This is a genomic window from Undibacterium sp. Ji83W (assembly GCF_049340385.1).
In the GTDB taxonomy this organism is placed as follows: domain Bacteria; phylum Pseudomonadota; class Gammaproteobacteria; order Burkholderiales; family Burkholderiaceae_D; genus Undibacterium.
Window position 1 is genome coordinate 127,635 of record NZ_JBMPOZ010000009.1, and the last position, 18,255, is coordinate 145,889.

The window sequence follows — 18,255 nt, forward strand, 5'->3', positions numbered from 1 at the left end:
CCTCCTGAATCTTCGCGATGCGTCATTCAACTTACTTAAAAGCCAAACATGGTGCGTACTTCCGCGAATCAGAAACATCGTCCCCGTCACAAGTGTGATCGCAAGACGCCGGAGCCGTTTGTCAAATCAGGTCCGTCGAACCTGTTCATGGTGTGTCCAGTGACAAACAACTTTTTTCGGGATAAGGCAGACGCCTTTTGAAAACAATCCTTACAATGTTATGTTGGGGCCCGATCCCCGTGAATGATGTTACCGTTTGGCGAAACTCTCTTTGTGTCGAAAGTGGCGGAAGTCATTAACCTCTTCATCAAGTTGGGCGAATTGTAGGGGCGGTTTTATATCAAGTCAACACTATCAAATAAGAAAGTAATTACTTTTATGTCTGATGAATTGTGCTGCAATGCAGCAAAGTTGAATAAAATCAAGCACTTGGCAGAAGTTGCTAGTGCGACTAGTGCAGAGATACGAAAAAGCGAAAAATGATGAAATATTCTGATTTGAGAGATTTTATTTCTCAACTGCAAGAAAAAGGCGAACTTAAACAGGTGGACTTGCCTGTTTCGCCACATTTGGAAATGACTGAGATTTGCGATCGCACTTTGCGTGCCGAAGGTCCGGCTCTTTTATTTACCAAACCTGTTGGGCATACCATACCAGTGCTGGGTAATTTATTTGGCACGACACGCCGCGTAGCACTTGGCATGGGGGCAGAAAACCTGAGCGAGCTGCGCCAGATAGGCCATGTTTTGTCGGCGCTAAAAGAACCAGAACCGCCCAAGGGGTTTAAAGAAATCATGGGCATGGGTTCTTTGGTAAAAGCGGTCTGGGACATGTCGCCAAAAGAGCTGCGTGGTGCCAAATGCCAGGAAATAGTCTGGGAAGGCAATGATGTTGATCTCGCTCGTTTACCTATACAGCATTGCTGGCCTGGCGACGTTGCACCATTGATTACCTGGGGTTTGGTGATTACCAAAGGCCCCAATAAAAAACGCCAGAATCTGGGTATATACAGACAGCAGGTGTTGGGCCGCAATAAAGTTATCATGCGCTGGCTGGCTCATCGTGGTGGTGCCCTGGATTTTCGTGAACATGGCATCGTCAATAAAGGCAAGCCTTATCCCATCGCCGTCGCTTTGGGGGCAGACCCGGCTACTATATTAGGTGCAGTGACGCCCGTGCCAGACAGTTTGTCTGAATACCAGTTTGCCGGGCTGTTGCGTGGCAGCCGTACTGAATTGGTAAAAGCAATCGGCAGTGAATTGCGCGTGCCCGCGTCAGCAGAAATTGTGCTGGAAGGGCATATCTATCCTGATGAAAATCACCCTAGCGGTTATGAGCATGCGCTGGAAGGGCCGTATGGTGACCATACCGGCTACTACAATGAGAAAGACTGGTTTCCCGTCTTTACCATAGACCGCATCACCATGCGCCGCGATCCTATTTATCACTCTACATATACAGGTAAGCCGCCAGATGAACCTGCGGTACTAGGTGTGGCGCTGAACGAAGTCTTCATCCCTTTGCTGCAAAAGCAATTCAGTGAAATCACGGACTTCTATTTGCCGCCAGAAGGCTGTAGTTATCGCATGGCTGTGGTGCAAATGAAAAAAGCCTATGCCGGTCATGCCAAGCGCGTCATGTTCGGGGTCTGGAGCTTTTTGCGCCAGTTCATGTATACCAAGTTCATCATCGTGGTTGATGAAGATGTCAATATTCGCGACTGGAAAGAAGTCATCTGGGCAATCACCACCCGTGTCGATCCCTTGCGCGATACCACGCTGGTCGACAACACGCCAATTGACTACCTCGATTTTGCTTCACCCGTCAGTGGCCTGGGTAGCAAGATGGGTATAGATGCGACCAATAAATGGCCTGGCGAGACCAGCCGTGAGTGGGGCACGACCATAGAGATGACGCCAGAAGTAAAGACCAAAGTGGATCAGATCTGGCAAGAACTGGGTTTGTGAGTCATTTGTGAGAGTGGTGTTTTAGCGATTAAATTTTTGCGTGTATATATATGAGTGTATTGAGTACTTTAGGTCTTTCCATGGCTTGGGATTATCCGCAGCCGTTCACGCGGGCAGTGAAGCCGCAAGAAAGTGATATCGATGGTTTGAATCACACCAACAATGCAGTCTATGTGCGCTGGTGCGAAGAGGTCGCGTGGGGGCACTCTGAAGCACTGGGTTTGAATCTGTCAGACTACCATCGCCTGGACCGCGCCATGGCGATCAGACGAGGTGAATATGATTATGTTTTGCCCACCCTGCTCGGCGAATCACTGACGCTGGCGACGTGGCTGTTTGCCAGCGATGGCAAACTCACCATGGACAGGCGTTTTCAATTGATACGTGACAGTGATGGTGCCACCGTACTCAGGGGGCGCTGGGACCTGGTATGCATAGAGCTTAGCAGTGGGCGCGCACGCCGCATGCCAGCTGAGTTTTGCGATATCTATTTACCGGCGGTAGTTCCGTCTCTATAAGCTGCAATTTAGGGCATATTGACATTAAGCAGGCATTTGTTGGACTCAGACTACGCTTTACAGGGCAGCATCTACGTGCTGGCAAGTAAGGCGCATTATTCAAGTACAATCAATTACCTACATTTCTTGCTTTCCCCACATGAAACGGCCGCGCTTTCTACCCGATAACATGACCTTGTTGCTGTTAGGCGTGGTCACTCTTGCCAGCCTGTTTCCTGCACGCGGGTTGGTCGCATCAGGCTTTGACCATTTGTCCGTGGGCATGATCGCCTTGCTGTTTTTCATGCATGGGGCCAAGTTGTCGCGCCAGGCTGTGCTGGCGGGACTTACGCATTGGCGTCTGCATTTGCTGGTGATGGCATTTACTTTTGCCATCTTTCCATTGATGGGCGTAGCATTGAAGCCCTTGCTCTTGTTGTTGATTACGCCTGAATTATATGTAGGCATACTCTTTCTATGTGTCTTGCCTTCGACGGTGCAATCTTCGATTGCATTTACCTCAGTCGCCCGTGGCAATGTGCCTGCAGCCATTTGTAGTGCATCTCTTAGCAATATGTTGGGAATATTCCTGACCCCCCTGCTGGTCAGCCTGGTTGTGGTCGCGCATGGAGAGAGTCATTCTTCACTGGATGCGATGTTGAAGATAGTTGGTCAATTATTATTGCCCTTTGTCGCCGGGCAGATCGCCAGACCCTGGTTGCAAGCCTGGCTGGAAAAGTATGCCAGCATACTGACCATGGTGGATCAGAGTTCGATTTTGCTGGTCGTCTATGTTGCTTTCAGCGAGGCAGTGGTGCAAGGATTGTGGCAACAGTTACCACCTTTGATGCTGGCAAGTTTGCTGGGTATCAGTGCCCTGATGCTGGCAATTATCATGTTGTTGACGACCGTCATCAGCCGTCGTATGGGATTTAGCAAGGAAGATCAAATTACCATTGTATTTTGTGGCTCCAAGAAAAGCCTGGCCAGTGGTGTACCCATGGCCAAAGTTTTATTTGCCAGTCATGCTCTTGGTATGGTCTTATTGCCATTGATGCTGTTTCATCAGCTACAGTTAATGGTGTGTGCCTTCATGGCGCAACATTACGCTAAAAGATAAGGAGTCAGACATGCCACGTTTTGCTGCCAACCTCAGCATGATGTATACCGAATTGCCTTTTACAGAACGCTTTGCCGCCGCCGCCAAAGATGGCTTCAAGGCTGTCGAATATCTGTTTCCCTACGATTATGCGGCGAATGAATTGCGCGATTTGCTCAGTGCGCATGGACTGGAGCAAGTCTTGTTTAATACCTCACCAGGCAACTGGCCTTTGGGCGAGCGAGGGGTTGCGTCCATACCTGGGCGGGAAGAAGAATTCAAGCAGGCCTTTGATACTGCGCTGGATTACGCCCGCATACTTGGCAACCGTCATTTGCATGTCATGGCCGGGCTGATACAACCCGAACAAGACAGAGAAAGACACCGTGCTGTTTATTTGCGCAATCTTGCCTATGCTGCTTTGCTTGCTGCCCGCGAAGGCATCACCATAGTCATTGAACCCATCAATACCCGTGACATACCTGGTTATTTCTTGAACCGGCAAGATGATGCGCAAGAGATTTGCCAGGAAGTAGGTGTAGAGAATCTACGTGTGCAATTTGATATCTATCATTGCCAGATCGTCGAAGGAGATGTCGCCACCAAGCTGCGCCGCGATATGTCACGCAAGCACGCCGGCATAGGTCATATACAGATAGCCGGTGTGCCAGACAGGCATGAACCTGATATGGGAGAAGTGAATTACTCCTATCTGTTTGATTTGATAGATGAGCTGGGCTATCAGGGCTGGATAGGTTGTGAGTACCGCCCTAAAGCCGGAACCAGTGCTGGCCTGGGCTGGCTTGTTCCCTGGCTTGGCTAGAGCTCATTCTTGTTGATGAAATGAGTTCTGATTATTATTTTGATTATTATGCTGATTTTGCCGTGAAAATCAGCTTTGCCACAGTCGTTTGAAGATGAATTGACAGTGGCATGAAAACGGTGGAAAGTGATCAAAGCAAGTAGAACTCATTTCATAAATAGGGATGAGTGCGAACAAGACGATTTGGGATGCAGTGTAAGGTGTGACGCGCAGCTAAGGCTGCTGCCTTAGCAAGCGCCACAACGCTGCAATGCGCCCAAATCGTCAGTTCCCAGAGGGTTTGTCTCATAACGCGCGCTGGACTGCGTTGGACTCGTTATCAATAGCACCGCTATTGACTGCCTCGTCCGCCTTGCCAGCCCACGTTATGAGACAAACGCATCTCACCCCTATTTATGAAATGAGTTCTAGCTTTTGTGGTCCTGTTACTCCTTGAAGTGCATTGGAGACGATCATGAGTATCCGTATCAAAATCTGGCTGACAGTCATACTGGGGCTGATGCTGGTGAGTTCTGCTCGTGCAGAAGCTACGCTGGTATTAAATACACCATTTTTCGCACCAATTACTTCACCCGGGCGTGATGGCGTACTCGACCTGTTCTACGCCGAATTATTCAAGCGTGTAGGTTTCAAGGTCGATATCCAGCCCATGTCGGCTGAGCGAAGTCTGCTCAATGTTAATAATGGAATTGATGATGGTGATGTCTCACGCGTGCTGGGTATAGATAAGACTTACCCGAATCTTGTGCGCGTACCTGAATCAGTCATGTTTTATCAAATGGTGGTGTTTACCCGCAAACCCAGTTTCACCGTCACAGGTGCAGACAGTCTCAAGCCTTTTGATGTAGGCATACTCACAGGCTGGAAAATTCTGGAACGGAATATCGTTGATACCCGTTCCTTGCTCAAACTCGAAACGGGTACGCAATTGTTTTCCATGCTCGATAAAGGCAGGATAGATGTTGCGGTGATAGAGAAACTGGAAGGTTTGCATTTCATCAAGAGCCTGGGACTCAAGGACATCAAGATCATGGAACCTGCTTTTGTTGAGGGTGACTGGTTTTTGTACCTGAATAAGAAGCATGAAGCACTGGTGCCCAGACTGGCTGAAGAAATCCGCAAGATGAAGCAGGATGGTACTCATAAGCGGATTTTTGATTCTGTGTTGAAGCGCTATCAGCCTTTAGCTGGTGCTTGAATGCGTTCACTAATACGCAGCCTCGGTGGAACTACTGCCAATAGCCTTGGGCGCAGGATAGCGATTGCCATCCTCATGTTCAGCTCGGTGGTGACGCTGGTTTCAACCGTGTTCCAGTTGGCAATAGACTATAAGCGTGAAATCAGCGACATAGAAACGCAGATGACGCAGATACAGTCCAGCTATGAAGAAAGTTTGTCATCCAGCCTGTGGGTGACCAGCATACGTGACCTGGAGTTGCAATTGAATGGCATCCTGAGATTGCCGGACATGCAATATGCTGAAGTGCGCACGGATCAGGGGGCACTCGTTGCCAGGGCAGGGCAAGCTATCAGCACGCATGTCATACGTCATGAATTCCCACTTCATTTCACCCACAGACAAAACCAGGTCCATATAGGCAGTGTGCTGATCGTCGCCAACCTGGAAGGTGTGTACCAGCGCTTGCGTGACAAGGTGGTCGTGATACTGATTACCCAGACCATCAAGACTTTCCTGGTGTCCCTGTTTATCCTGATGTTGTTTCAATACATGGTGGGGCGGCATTTGAAAAAAATCGCCTTGTTTTCAGATCGCCTGTTTGCCGGAAGCAAGGCTGGGAAATTGCAACTGGAGCGTAAAACGAGACCAGGAGTGGCTGGCGATGAGCTTGAGCAGGTAGTTGGCGCACTCAATGCAATGCAGCAGCGTCTTGATCAGTTCGTTGAAGACTTGCAGGAAAGTGAATTTCGCTGGAAATTTGCGCTGGAAGGTGCCGGCGACGGTGTCTGGGACTTTAATCTCGACACCAATGAAGTCGTGTATTCACGGCGCTGGAAAGAAATGCTTGGCTATCGCGAAGATGAGTTACCCGGCACCCTTGATACTTATACCAGGCTGGCGCATCCAGAAGATGCTGCCCGTGCGTTTGCCCAACTGGATGATAATTTGGCAGGTAAAACAGATTTCTTCAGCATAGAGCAAAGAATGTTGTGCAAGGATGGCAACTGGAAATGGGTGATGTCGCGTGGCATGGTAGTGGAAAAGGATGCCAAAGGCAGAGCCACGCGCATGATAGGCACGCATACTGACATCAGCGAGCAATTGAGGGCAGCAGAAGATATGCGCATGCTGTTGGTTGAGAATGAACTGGCGCGGGCAGAACTGCGCCTGATCAACGATAGTATGGAAAAACAGGTGCAGGAACGTACCGCGCAACTGGAAACAGCGAATAAGGAACTGGAGGCATTTTCATATTCAGTGTCCCACGACTTGCGCAGTCCTCTACGTGGTATCGATGGCTGGAGCCTGGCCCTGCAAGAAGATTATGGCCCGCATCTGGATGCGACTGGTCAGGAATATCTGGGGAGAGTGCGCGCCGAAAGCCAGCGCATGGGTCAATTGATAGACGATATGTTGCAGTTCTCAAGATTAGGCCGTGCAGCCCTGACTATGCGCGAGGTTGATCTCAGTGACCTGGCGACGACCATCGCGGCACGCATACAGGAAGTGCAACAAGGGGTAAATGAACAGCGCCAGTATAGTTTTGTCATCACCCCAGGCTTGCATGCCTGGGGTGATAAACGTTTGCTGGAAGTGGTTTTGACTAATTTACTCGAAAATGCGGCCAAATTTTCTAAAATGAAAGAGCTACCTCAGATTACATTTGGTCGTGTACAAATAACAGAACCACTTTCGCAGATGGAGGTGCTCGCCTTTTACGTGAAAGACAATGGCGCTGGTTTTGACATGCGTTATGCGCACAAGCTTTTTGGTGTGTTTCAAAGGCTGCATAAAGCCAGTGAATTTAGCGGTACCGGTATAGGACTGGCGACGGTACAGCGCATCGTTTTTCGCCATGGTGGGAATATCTGGGCAGATTCAACGGCAGGCGAAGGGGCGACATTTTATTTTACCTTGAAGGAGTTTCAATGAGTACAGGAACCATCTTGCTGGTAGAGGACAATCCCAGTGACATAGGCTTGACCGAACGCGCCTTCAAGAAAAGTCATATCACAAATAATCTGGTGATTGCCCAAGATGGACAGGAAGGGCTGGACTACCTGTTCTGCCAGGGCAATTATGCTAACCGGGAAGACACTGTCCCTCCCATGCTGGTGTTGCTGGATTTGAAATTGCCTAAAGTAGATGGCCTGGAAGTGTTAAGACAGATACGCAGTGACCCGCGTACTCACAGGGTGCCGGTGGTGATCCTGACCTCGTCGCGGGAAGAACAGGATGTAGCAGCTGGTTATGATCTTGGTGTAAATAGTTACATACGCAAACCGGTTGATTTTCAACAATTTGCAGAAGTCATCAAACAATTGGGTTTGTATTGGCTGGTGATTAACGAAAATCCGCATCAATCATGATCAGGGCAAATTCAGGCAAATGAAGACGACACAGGGCTGACATGGCAACACCACTATCTTTGCTGATGGTTGAAGACTCTGATATGGATGCAGAGCTGGTCATGCTATGCCTGCGGCGTGCTGACTTTGATGTCAGCATGACACGGGTTGAGACTTGTGAGGAGATGCGCCAGGCCATGGACGAAGGTGATTGGGATGTCATACTCTCAGACTACAACCTGCCGCATTTTAATACCAATGAAGCTCTGGCACTGTTGAAAGAATCCGGCCTGGATCTGCCATTTATCGTTGTTTCTGCCGAACTCGGTGAGAATGCTGCCGTCGCCCTGATGAAGGCTGGGGCGCATGACTATGTCATGAAAGATAGTCTGGCACGCCTGCCGCCAGCCATCAAGCGTGAAATGAGCGAAGCTGCGCAAAGACGAGCCCACAGGCTGGCTGTGGAAGCATTGCGTGAAAGTGAGGAACGCTGGAGTTTTGCCCTGGAAGGCGCAGGCTACGGTGTGTCAGACTGGAATATCAAAACGGGTCACGTGCTGTACTCATCATGCTGGGCCAGTATGCATGGTTATGACAACAATGAAATCCCGGCTACTGTGGATGGCGGTATGGACCTGGTGCATCCAGATGAGCTGCCACTGGTAAGGGATGCGCTGCGTGCTTATTTTGCCGGTGCCATGCCACGCTACCACAGTGAGCACAGGATACTTGGTAAGGACGGTAGCTGGAAATGGGTCATAGACAGAGGCATGATAGTCAGCCATGACGAGCACGGTGTGGCTACCCGCATGATTTGTACTCATGTCGATATTTCTGAGCGCAAGCAGGCTGAAGAGGAATTGCGTATCCTGAATGAACAGCTGGAATTGCGAGTGGAAGAACGTACCCGCGAATTGCGCCGCGCCATGACGCAGATTATCGAATCAGAAAAACTTGCTTCGCTGGGTGTGCTGGTGGCGGGTGTTTCGCATGAACTCAATACACCTATAGGAAATATGTTGCTGGCCGCTTCATCTCTGGCAGACAAACTCAAGGATGTGGGTAAGCTCATCGAGAGCGGCAAAATGACGCGCTCAGGTCTGGTGCAGGCTCTGGATGAATGTGCTGATGTCGGCCAGTTGATTGTGCGAAGTGGCGGGCGAGCCAGTGAATTGATCGACAGCTTCAAGCGCGTGTCAGTCGACCAGACCAGCCAGCGCAGGCGTCCATTTGATGTGCGCATTGCGGTGCAAGACAGTATCAATGCCCTGGGTGGCATGATCAATCGAGCTGTAGTGCTGGTTGATAACCGCATTCCCGAAGGGCTGATGATGGATAGTTTTCCTGGCCATCTGGAACAGATCATCAATAATCTTATCGTTAATTCCCTGACCCATGGTTTTGAGGGAAGAGCAGACAAACATATCGTCATTGAGGCGCGCAGCGTCGATGGGGTGATTGAACTCGTGTATACGGATGATGGCACAGGCATTGCACCGGCCTTGCATCACAAGGTGTTTGAACCTTTTTATACAACGCGCCTGGGGCAGGGTGGTTCAGGCCTTGGTCTGTATATTGTCCATAACCTTGTGCAGGGTATATTCAAGGGAAGTGTCAGGCTGGAGAGCGAGGACAACCAGGGCGTACGCCTGCATTTCAGTTTTCCTGCGATTACTCCAAAAACCAGCTGAGATAAAAATCAGCTGACATAGTGTAAGACGGCCTGATTTTATTCAAAATCAGGCCGTCTTCAAGCAGGCTTTTATTCCAGGCTTTATTCTTCCGCTACTTGCAAAATCAGTTTGCCAAAGTTTTTGCCTTCAAACAGCATCATCAGCGTATCAGGGAAAGTTTCGAGTCCTTTGACGATATCTTCGCGGGTCTGGAATTTGCCTTCAGCCATCCATTTACCCATTTCGGCCACTGCCTCACCATAGCGGGTTGCATAATCAAATACAACGATACCTTCCATGCGGGCGCGGTTCACCAGCAATGACAGGTAGTTGGCCGGGCCTTTGACTGGCGAAGTATTGTTGTACTGGGAGATCGCTCCGCAGATGATGATGCGCGCTTTCAGATTGATACGGGTCAACACGGTATCGAGGATGTCGCCACCGACATTATCAAAGTAGATATCCACGCCATTCGGGCAGTGTTCTTTCAAACCATCTTTGACTGAGCCGGACTTGTAATCTATGCAGGCATCGAAGCCCAGTTCATTGACCACAAAATCACATTTATCCTTGCCACCAGCGATGCCGACTACGCGGCAGCCTTTTTGTTTGGCAACCTGGCCTATAGTCTGGCCAACCGCACCCGCCGCACCAGATACCACTACGGTTTCACCAGCCTTGGGCTGACCGACATCCAGTAAACCAAAATAAGCGGTCATGCCGGGCATGCCCAGCGCATTCATGAATTTTGGCAGAGGGGCCAGTTTTGGGCTGACTTTGTAAAATCCAGCTGTTTTATCATCAGCCGCACCAACCCAGTATTGCTGTACACCTGTGCCACCAGAGACATAATCACCAACCGTGAATTTGGGCGATTTCGAAGCAATCACCTTGCCTATACCACCAGCGCGCATGACTTCATTGATGGCAACCGGGCGGATATAGGATTTACCTTCATTCATCCAGCCGCGCATGGCCGGGTCCAGCGAGATATAGATGGTTTGTACGACAATTTCGCCATCTGTGATGTCACGCACGGTTTCTGTCGTGAAATTCCAGTCGCTATGCTTGGGGTTGCCGACAGGGCGGGCGGCAAGGCGGTATTGTTGATTGCTGAGTGTGCTCATGTTGTCTCCAGAATGTTGTGCTTTGGTGGCTGCTCTTGTGTTCGTAGGTGTCTGAACCAAAATGGGGTTATCAGAAGAATGACTATACACTAATTAGAACGATCGTGCTTTTTGTGGTGCTTATTTAATTGGACACGATATTATGAATTATGCTTCCGACATGCGACAATACGCGGTTAATTTTTAAGCTTTGTTAGCAAATTTACGAATTTAATTTGTCTCTGACCACGGAAAACTGCAAATCCGGGTCAAACCACTGAAATCATGAGCATACGACCAGAATATATCCTGACTTTATCCTGTCCCGATCAACGCGGCATTGTGCATAGCGTATCGGGATTTTTAGCCAACCATGGCTGTAATATTATCGATTCTGCCCAGTTTGGTGATGCGCAATCAGCGACTTTCTTTATGCGCGTGCATTTTGCGGTGGAAGATTCCAGCGTCGGCGACAGCGCCTTGCGTGAAGAATTCGCGGCATTGGGCGCGAATATGCAAATGAGCTGGCAATTGCATGATGCTCATCACAAGCCACGCGTGATGTTAATGGTATCCAAGATAGGCCATTGCCTGAATGATTTGCTGTTCCGCTACAAGAGCGGTTTGCTGCCTGTAGAAATCAAGGCCATCGTCTCGAATCACACCGACTTTTATCAACTGGCAGCCAGCTACAATATTCCTTTTCACCATCTGCCTTTGGCGGCCGGTGCACCGGCAGAAGCCAAGCAGGCGCAGGAACAAAAGATATTGGATATCGTTGCCAGCAATGATATTGAACTGGTGGTGCTGGCGCGCTACATGCAGATATTGTCGCCGAAATTGTGCGATGCCTTGAAAGGCAAGGCCATCAATATCCATCATTCCTTCCTGCCCAGCTTCAAGGGAGCAAAGCCTTACTATCAGGCGCATGAACGTGGTGTCAAACTGATAGGCGCTACCGCCCACTTTGTCACGGGGGATCTGGATGAGGGCCCTATCATCGAACAGGATGTGGAGCGCGTTGATCACTCAATGGAGCCAGAAACACTGACTGCCATAGGTCGCGATGTTGAATGCGTGGTGTTGGCACGTGCCGTCAAATGCTTTGTTGAACATCGCATTTTGTTGAATGGTCATAAAACGGTGGTGTTCAAGTAATGGCACTCAAATCCATCATTTATAAAGCTGACCTGAATATCTCGGACATGGACCGCGGCTATTATGCCGACCATAGCCTGACTATCGCCCGCCACCCATCTGAGACCGACGAGCGCATGATGATACGTGTGTTGGCATTTGCCATTCATGCGGCAGAGCGTCTGGAATTTGGCAAAGGTATATCGGATACGGAAGAACCTGATATCTGGCTAAAAGATTACACCGACGCCATACAGTTATGGGTAGAAGTTGGCCAGCCAGACGACCGGCGATTGTTGAAGGCATGTGGTCGTTCGGAGCAAGTGATTGTCTACAGCTTTGCCAGCGCCAGCGATATCTGGTGGAAGGCAATGAACAGCCGTCTCGACCGTGCCAAGAATTTGCGCGTCATGAATGTACCTTCTGTACAAAGCCAGGCACTGGAAAAACTTGCCCAACGCAATATGCAATTGCAATGCACGATACAAGATGGGCAAATCTGGATGTCAGCCGGAGATGCCCCCGTACAAATCGATCTGGAAGTACTTAAAGAGTTTGCCTGAATGCGCTTGTCTGAATGCATAGGCAGCCGCGACAATAACCTCAACTTGTTGCGCATAGTCGCTGCGCTGGCGGTGCTGGTAGGGCATAGCTTTGCCTTGCTGGCCCAGCCAGAGCCTTGGGGTGCATTGACTGGCATGACGCCTGGCTCGGTTGCGGTGGACGTATTTTTTATCGTCAGTGGCATGCTGGTGACAGGCAGTCTGGTTAACAAGCAAAGCGTGATTGACTATGTCTGCGCGCGGGTATTGCGTATATTTCCAGCGCTGATATGCATGTTGCTGTTGACGGTATTTGTACTTGGACCCTATTTCAGCAGCTTGTCACTGACAGCGTATTTGTCTGCTGCTGAGACATGGCAATATCTGCTCAAGTGCGCAACTCTCTTGTCCGGGGTGAGCTATGTCTTGCCCGGTGTATTTGCACAAAATCCCTATCCAAATGCAGTCAATGGTTCGCTCTGGACCATGCCATATGAAATCAAGATGTATCTGCTCTTGCTGGTGTTCTGGATTGGCCTGGTATTGCTGAAGAAAAAACGCCTGCAGATCTTGAAGTATCTGATACCCGCAATCACTTTGCTGGCTGCCATGCTGGTGTTTATACGCCATTTTTATTTGCATGATGATAGCCAGTTCACTCGTTTGCTATTCATGTTTTTCTCTGGTGCCAGCCTGTTTATGCTGAAAGAAAAACTGGTACTGACAGGACGTCTTTTCTATCCCTTGTTGTTGCTGGTGCTGACAACTGCATTCGTCAGCAAACCCCTATTCTTTAGCTTGTATAATCTGACGATTGCTTATCTGGTGGCCTGCGTCGCTTACCTGCCTGCAGGATGGTTGCGAGCTTATAACCGCGTGGGGGACTATTCGTATGGAGTATATATTTACGCCTTCCCGGTGCAGCAGGCAATTGCGGCTTTGTTCCCGGGCATTGCAGTGTGGAGCATGGCGACGGCTTCGGTTTTTGTGACCATGTTGCTGGCGCTATTTTCGTGGCACATGATAGAAAAACCGGCCCTGGCTTTAAAGTCAGCGACAGTATCACGCTTGCGCAATTATTTATCGCTCAAGAGGGAAGCATCAATCCCGTCAGTTCAATAGGGTGACTAACGTATATGCGCTGCTTGATCACTGGTTTCCGCCCAATCTAGCGGTGGTGGAAGTGTGTTGGCACTGAATTCCAGATGCAATACTCGGCGTTGAGTAGCGATTCTTGCCTTGTCGGATGCGTGCAGTAACAAGGGCTTCATCAACAAGATGTCACCGGCCCGCATCACACAGGTATTGTGGGCGCTGGTTTTGCTGATATTCTGGATTTGGGTCTCATCAAGCTTGCCTGAGTTGTGGCTGCCAGCGATGACTTTCAGGGCGGCATTCTCAGCACCGGCATCATCAAGGGCAATGCGGCACGTCAGCATTGCTTCCAGCACTTCTGCCGGTGGTTCTACGTAATGCACATTTTTCTTGCAAGTCCATTTGCTGTAACCGGCCAGCTCAGTTTTTTGGTTGACGCAGATCGTCATATCCTGATGCCAGGACACCAGCCAATTGTGATCAGCATTCTTGTTGAAAAAGATGCTGCGCACGGCTTGCGACTCCATCATATCTGCAGCCTGCAATAGCGCATACAGTTTGTTCCAGTTCAATGCCTGCCGTATGGACGGGTAGCCTTGCAGTACCTGGCGCACACCGTATTGATCAGCGATAGGCTGGCAAGCCTGCCGAAGTTGTGCCAACTCTTTTTCATCAAGAAAGCCAGGCAAGATGACAAAACCCTGGCTTGCCAGGGTTGTTGCGATACTTTGATACCCGGTAAGTATCGGTTTCATTTTCCCTGCAAGACTTTTTTCAACCACAGGCTGATGTCATCCAGTTCTTCTTTGCAGACTTGATGTGCCATTAAATATTCATGCCAGTCTAGCTGATAGCCCGATGCCACTAAAAGATCACGCGACTCCTTGGCGCGTTGAATATGAATAACGTCATCCATCTGGCCATGCGCCTGAAAGATAGGTGTTGCTATATTCGCTTCATGTCTTTCTCCTGCGAGCAAATCACGCAGTGGCAGATAACCTGACAGACAGAGTAAGCCCGCCAATTTCTCAGGGTAGCGCAAACCAGTTTGCAAGGTCATGGCACAGCCCTGTGAGAAGCCTGCGAGTATGATGTGATCGGATGGAATGCCGCGCGCATTTTCTCGCGCAATCAATTGCTCAATGCGTTTTTGCGATGCACGCAAACCACTTTCATCTTCGCGTGCAGCCAAGTCTTTGCCAAGTATGTCATACCATGCGCGCATGACATAACGATCATAAAAAGTGATAGGCATCGTTGGCGCAGTAGGGAAGACAAATCTTATACCAGGGCAGTTTTCCAAATCCAGCTCCCTGACGATAGACAAGAAATCATTGCCATCCGCACCCAGGCCATGCATCCAGATAATGGCAACACTTGGGTTTGGTGCGGTTTCTCTTTCTACAGTCGCTAAGATATCTTGTGTCATGATGATTTTCGTGAGGATGAAAAATAAGTAGTTAGTTTGACAGTCAGTAAAAGCAGGCCGCAGGGCAGCCAGACGGTCAGTAATTCGGATTGTATTACACGCCAGCCGCGCGCTGTCAGAAAGCGATTCACACCTATCGGCGATACCTGGATGAATTGCCAGGGGAAGAAATAACGTTCTTCAGTCAACGGCCAGAAAAATTCCACGCCCAGGCCGCCTGTAGTCAGCGCATCCAGCAGGCCATGTGAGATGGTGGCGAAGGCAATAAACAGCCAGCAAACCAGGGCAGAACTACGCAAGCGATGATGAAAGACACTGACCAGGCTTGCGACCAGTATTGCAAACACGATGGAATGGCTGAAACCACGGTGACCAAAAGCCGATTCGTAAGCAATGCCAAGTTTGAAGGCAATCACATCAAGATCCGGCAAGATCGCAGCCAGCATGCCAGTTAACACGAGGGGCCAGGGCAGGCGTTTTTGCCCCAATATCAGACCCAAAGTCAGTGGTACAACGGGATGCGTCAGTATGGTCGCCATCGCAATAGATGTGCCGTTCAGGCAGGCAGGATTTTGGCGCGTATGGCGTTTTTAGGGCGGAATGCCTTGCAGACGCGGTCATCCGTTTCCATATACGGGCCGCCTATCAAATCTATGCAATACGGCACTGCCGCAAAAATCCCGGCAACGATTTGCTTGCCCTCTGCATCCTTCAAGCCTTCCAGGGTTTCCTTGATGGATTTCGGCTGGCCTGGCAGGTTCAGTATCAGTGCAGCGTGGTTCGCTGTTTCGCGTATTACGGCAACCTGGCGTGACAGGATGGCTGTTGGTACAAACTGCAGGCTGATCTGGCGCATTTGTTCGCCAAAGCCCGGCACCTCCTTTGTCGCGACTGCCAGCGTGGCTTCCGGCGTGACATCACGCCTGGATGGGCCAGTGCCGCCAGTGGTGATGACGAGGTGACACTGATCTTCGTCCACCAGCGCAATCAAAGCCTGTTCTATGGCTGCACGTTCATCCGGGATCAGCCGTGTGGCCATTTCCCATGGGCTGGTGAGAGCCTTGCCAAACCATTCCTGTAAGGCAGGTAAACCCTGGTCCTGATAAATACCGGCAGAGGCGCGGTCTGAGATTGATATCAGACCTATCTTGAGTTTTTCGCCATCAGGGCTGGCCATTTGTTCAGACTCACTTGTCATCAAACTCATCTTCTTCATCCAGATCTGCATCATCCGCTTCATCAGCATTGGCAGCAGCTTTGGATTTTTGCAAGTCTTTCAAAATCTGGAAAATTTCACGATAAGCCTTAGGCGGCTTGTTTTCAGCCTGTTCTTTACGGGCATTGCGTATCATGGTGCGCAATTGCTGTACGTCGAGTTGAGGGTGTTCTGCCATCAACTCTGTCAGGGCATTGTCGTCTGCCAGCAATTTTTCGCGGCGGCGTTCCAGTGCATGCATGGCGGCAGTTTCAGACTTCGAAGCACCTTTCCAGCTGTCTATGGTTTTCTGGATCAGGGCAATTTCTGCTTCATCCAGGGTACGCATTTTCTTGCCTACATATTGCATCTGGCGGCGGCGGCCTTCGTGATCCTTGATTTGCTGACAAATCAGGATGGCTTCGCGCACATCTTCTGGCATGGGTACGCGTTTGACGCGTTCGCGCGCCTGCTCGACCAATTCTTGTCCCATTTTTTGCAGGGCGGTCATTTCGCGCTTCAACTGGGATTTTGATGGACGGTCGTATTCTGGTTCGAACTCACTGGACTGATAGCCACATGAGCCGCGATTTGGATTTGGCATAATTCTGCGCCTTTACTATTAACTTAATGAAACGGCTGCTATGATACCCTTTTTAGCTTGGAATTACCTAAAATCAAGCTGCGATTGACCCATAATTGACCCATATATGGTGTGAATCAAGGTAAATAATTAGGATATTTCCCTTTGGCCATTTAGTCATTTAGCACTGACATACATAGAACCCCATCCATGAGCAAACCAGTTTTTACCCATACCCAAGACCAGTTAAAGCAAATCGCGCAGGATATGTTGCGTTTCGCCCGTGAAAAAGGGGCATCGGATGCGGCAGTTGAAATCAGTGAGGGTGGTGGCCTGTCCATCAGCGTGCGCAAAGGCAAAATTGAGACCATAGAGCAAAACCGTGACAAAGGCATAGGCATTACCGTGTATATCGGCCAGCGCCGTGGCAATGCCAGCACCTCGGATTTTTCCGAGCAAGCCCTGCGTGACTCTGTTGATGCTGCCTACAATATCGCCCGTTTTACGGCAGAAGATGATTGTGCTGGATTGCCTGAAGCAGATTTGCTGGAAATGGCGCCGCGCGACCTCAAGTTGTGCTACCCATGGCTGGTCACTGCCGAAGAAGCCATAGAACTGGCAAAACGCACAGAAGCTGCGGCTTTTGCAGTCGACAAACGTATCACCAATAGCGAGGGTGCCAGCGTACATGCCCAGCAATCGCATTTTGTGGCAGCCAATTCGCGTGGCTTCATGGGAGGCTACCCGATTTCCCGTCATACTATCTCGGTTGCGCCTATCGCAGGCAAGGGCGCAAAAATGCAAAGGGATGACTGGTATTCATCACAGCGTAATGCCAAAAAACTGGCAGATCCTGAAGCCATAGGTCGTTATGCCGCCGAGCGCGCATTAGCCAGGTTGAATGCCCGCAAACTGGATACCCGCAAATGCCCAGTTTTGTTTGAAGCACCACTGGCTGCCGGTTTGCTGGGTGCTCTGGTGCAGGCCACCTCTGGTGGAGCCTTGTACCGCAAGTCCACGTTTTTGCTGGATTCTTTGGGCACGCAAATTTTTCCATCCCACATACAAGTGCTGGAAGACCCGCATGTCATCGGCGCTGTTGGTTCTTCACCATTTGATGATGAGGGTGTAAAAACCCAGAAACGCAATATCGTCACGAATGGCGTCTTGCAAGGCTATTTCCTCTCTACCTATTCTGCACGCAAGCTGGGCATGCAAACTACCGGCAACGCAGGTGGCTCACATAACCTGTCTCTGACTTCCAGCCTGACCAAACGAGCAGACAATTTTGTTGGCATGCTCAAAAAAATGGGTACGGGTTTGCTGGTGACTGAGTTGATGGGACAGGGTGTTAATTATGTAACTGGTGATTATTCACGTGGTGCGTCTGGTTACTGGGTAGAGAACGGCGTGATCCAGTATGCAGTAGAAGAAATTACCATCGCTGGCAATATGCGCGACATGTTCCAGCAAATCGTCGCTGTCGGCAATGATGCCTTAATACGTGGTACCAAGCAAACTGGTTCCATACTCATAGAGAATATGATTATCGCCGGTAGTTGATCGCCTGATAGCACAAGC

The 18,255-nt window shown here is 49.8% G+C and carries 18 protein-coding genes; 12 read left to right on the forward strand and 6 right to left on the reverse strand.

The window, feature by feature from the left end; all coding sequences use genetic code 11:
• Positions 1-482: 482 nt before the first annotated feature.
• The 8 genes from ubiD to ACO0LD_RS16430 all read left to right on the forward strand — a co-directional run bounded on the left by ubiD (position 483) and on the right by ACO0LD_RS16430 (position 9,605).
• On the forward strand, positions 483-1,967 hold the full coding sequence (gene ubiD / locus ACO0LD_RS16395) for a 4-hydroxy-3-polyprenylbenzoate decarboxylase (RefSeq protein WP_423008847.1): 1,485 nt from the start codon (positions 483-485) through the stop codon (positions 1,965-1,967).
• 59 nt (positions 1,968-2,026) lie between these two features.
• Complete coding sequence (locus ACO0LD_RS16400) at positions 2,027-2,485, forward strand: acyl-CoA thioesterase (protein ID WP_423008641.1); 459 nt, start codon at positions 2,027-2,029, stop codon at positions 2,483-2,485.
• A gap of 139 nt (positions 2,486-2,624) precedes the next feature.
• Entirely contained in the window at positions 2,625-3,584 is a 960-nt protein-coding gene (locus tag ACO0LD_RS16405) for a bile acid:sodium symporter family protein (RefSeq protein ID WP_423008643.1), read from the forward strand.
• 10 nt (positions 3,585-3,594) lie between these two features.
• On the forward strand, positions 3,595-4,386 hold the full coding sequence (otnI, locus tag ACO0LD_RS16410) for a 2-oxo-tetronate isomerase (protein WP_423008645.1): 792 nt from the start codon (positions 3,595-3,597) through the stop codon (positions 4,384-4,386).
• A 454-nt stretch (positions 4,387-4,840) separates the two neighbouring features.
• Complete coding sequence (locus ACO0LD_RS16415; protein WP_423008647.1) at positions 4,841-5,584, forward strand: substrate-binding periplasmic protein; 744 nt, start codon at positions 4,841-4,843, stop codon at positions 5,582-5,584.
• Positions 5,585-7,498 carry a PAS domain-containing protein gene (locus tag ACO0LD_RS16420; protein WP_423008649.1) on the forward strand — a complete coding sequence of 638 codons (1,914 nt, stop codon included), beginning with the start codon at positions 5,585-5,587 and terminating at the stop codon, positions 7,496-7,498. It abuts the gene before it with no gap.
• A complete protein-coding gene (locus ACO0LD_RS16425; RefSeq protein WP_423008651.1) occupies positions 7,495-7,935 on the forward strand; it encodes a response regulator in 441 nt (146 codons plus the stop codon). The genes ACO0LD_RS16420 and ACO0LD_RS16425 overlap by 4 nt, the downstream gene beginning before the upstream one ends.
• Positions 7,936-7,976: 41 nt before the next feature.
• Positions 7,977-9,605, forward strand: a complete 1,629-nt coding sequence (locus ACO0LD_RS16430; protein ID WP_423008653.1) for an ATP-binding protein — start codon at positions 7,977-7,979, stop codon at positions 9,603-9,605.
• Positions 9,606-9,688: 83 nt separating this feature from the next.
• Here ACO0LD_RS16430 and ACO0LD_RS16435 read toward each other — a convergent pair whose 3' ends face one another.
• Positions 9,689-10,714, reverse strand: coding sequence for an NADP-dependent oxidoreductase (locus ACO0LD_RS16435; protein ID WP_423008655.1), 1,026 nt, complete (start codon positions 10,712-10,714; stop codon positions 9,689-9,691).
• A gap of 264 nt (positions 10,715-10,978) precedes the next feature.
• Between ACO0LD_RS16435 and purU the strand changes: the two genes are divergently transcribed.
• From purU to ACO0LD_RS16450, 3 genes are read left to right on the forward strand one after another with little or no spacing between them, the layout of a single operon-like run.
• The gene (gene purU / locus ACO0LD_RS16440) at positions 10,979-11,851 is read left to right on the forward strand and encodes a formyltetrahydrofolate deformylase (RefSeq protein WP_423008657.1); all 873 of its coding nucleotides are present in this window, start codon (positions 10,979-10,981) and stop codon (positions 11,849-11,851) included.
• On the forward strand, positions 11,851-12,393 hold the full coding sequence (locus ACO0LD_RS16445; protein ID WP_423008660.1) for a YaeQ family protein: 543 nt from the start codon (positions 11,851-11,853) through the stop codon (positions 12,391-12,393). Before purU ends, ACO0LD_RS16445 begins: the two co-directional genes overlap by 1 nt.
• Positions 12,394-13,494 (forward strand): acyltransferase family protein, encoded by a 1,101-nt coding sequence (locus ACO0LD_RS16450; RefSeq protein ID WP_423008662.1) that lies wholly within the window; start codon positions 12,394-12,396, stop codon positions 13,492-13,494.
• A gap of 5 nt (positions 13,495-13,499) precedes the next feature.
• On the opposite strand, the gene ACO0LD_RS16455 is transcribed toward ACO0LD_RS16450, so the two are convergent.
• The 5 genes from ACO0LD_RS16455 to yjgA are packed head-to-tail and all read right to left on the reverse strand — an operon-like array spanning position 13,500 to position 16,695.
• The gene (locus ACO0LD_RS16455) at positions 13,500-14,222 is read right to left on the reverse strand and encodes a phytanoyl-CoA dioxygenase family protein (RefSeq protein WP_423008664.1); all 723 of its coding nucleotides are present in this window, start codon (positions 14,220-14,222) and stop codon (positions 13,500-13,502) included.
• Positions 14,219-14,896, reverse strand: a complete 678-nt coding sequence (locus tag ACO0LD_RS16460; RefSeq protein WP_423008666.1) for an alpha/beta hydrolase — start codon at positions 14,894-14,896, stop codon at positions 14,219-14,221. The genes ACO0LD_RS16455 and ACO0LD_RS16460 overlap by 4 nt, the downstream gene beginning before the upstream one ends.
• Complete coding sequence (locus ACO0LD_RS16465; protein ID WP_423008668.1) at positions 14,893-15,435, reverse strand: metal-dependent hydrolase; 543 nt, start codon at positions 15,433-15,435, stop codon at positions 14,893-14,895. The genes ACO0LD_RS16460 and ACO0LD_RS16465 overlap by 4 nt, the downstream gene beginning before the upstream one ends.
• A gap of 17 nt (positions 15,436-15,452) precedes the next feature.
• A complete protein-coding gene (mog, locus tag ACO0LD_RS16470; protein ID WP_423008670.1) occupies positions 15,453-16,103 on the reverse strand; it encodes a molybdopterin adenylyltransferase in 651 nt (216 codons plus the stop codon).
• Positions 16,084-16,695 (reverse strand): ribosome biogenesis factor YjgA, encoded by a 612-nt coding sequence (gene yjgA, locus ACO0LD_RS16475; protein WP_423008672.1) that lies wholly within the window; start codon positions 16,693-16,695, stop codon positions 16,084-16,086. The genes mog and yjgA overlap by 20 nt, the downstream gene beginning before the upstream one ends.
• Before the next feature lie 189 nt (positions 16,696-16,884).
• Between yjgA and pmbA the strand changes: the two genes are divergently transcribed.
• Positions 16,885-18,237 (forward strand): metalloprotease PmbA, encoded by a 1,353-nt coding sequence (gene pmbA, locus ACO0LD_RS16480; protein WP_423008674.1) that lies wholly within the window; start codon positions 16,885-16,887, stop codon positions 18,235-18,237.
• Positions 18,238-18,255: the final 18 nt, after the last annotated feature.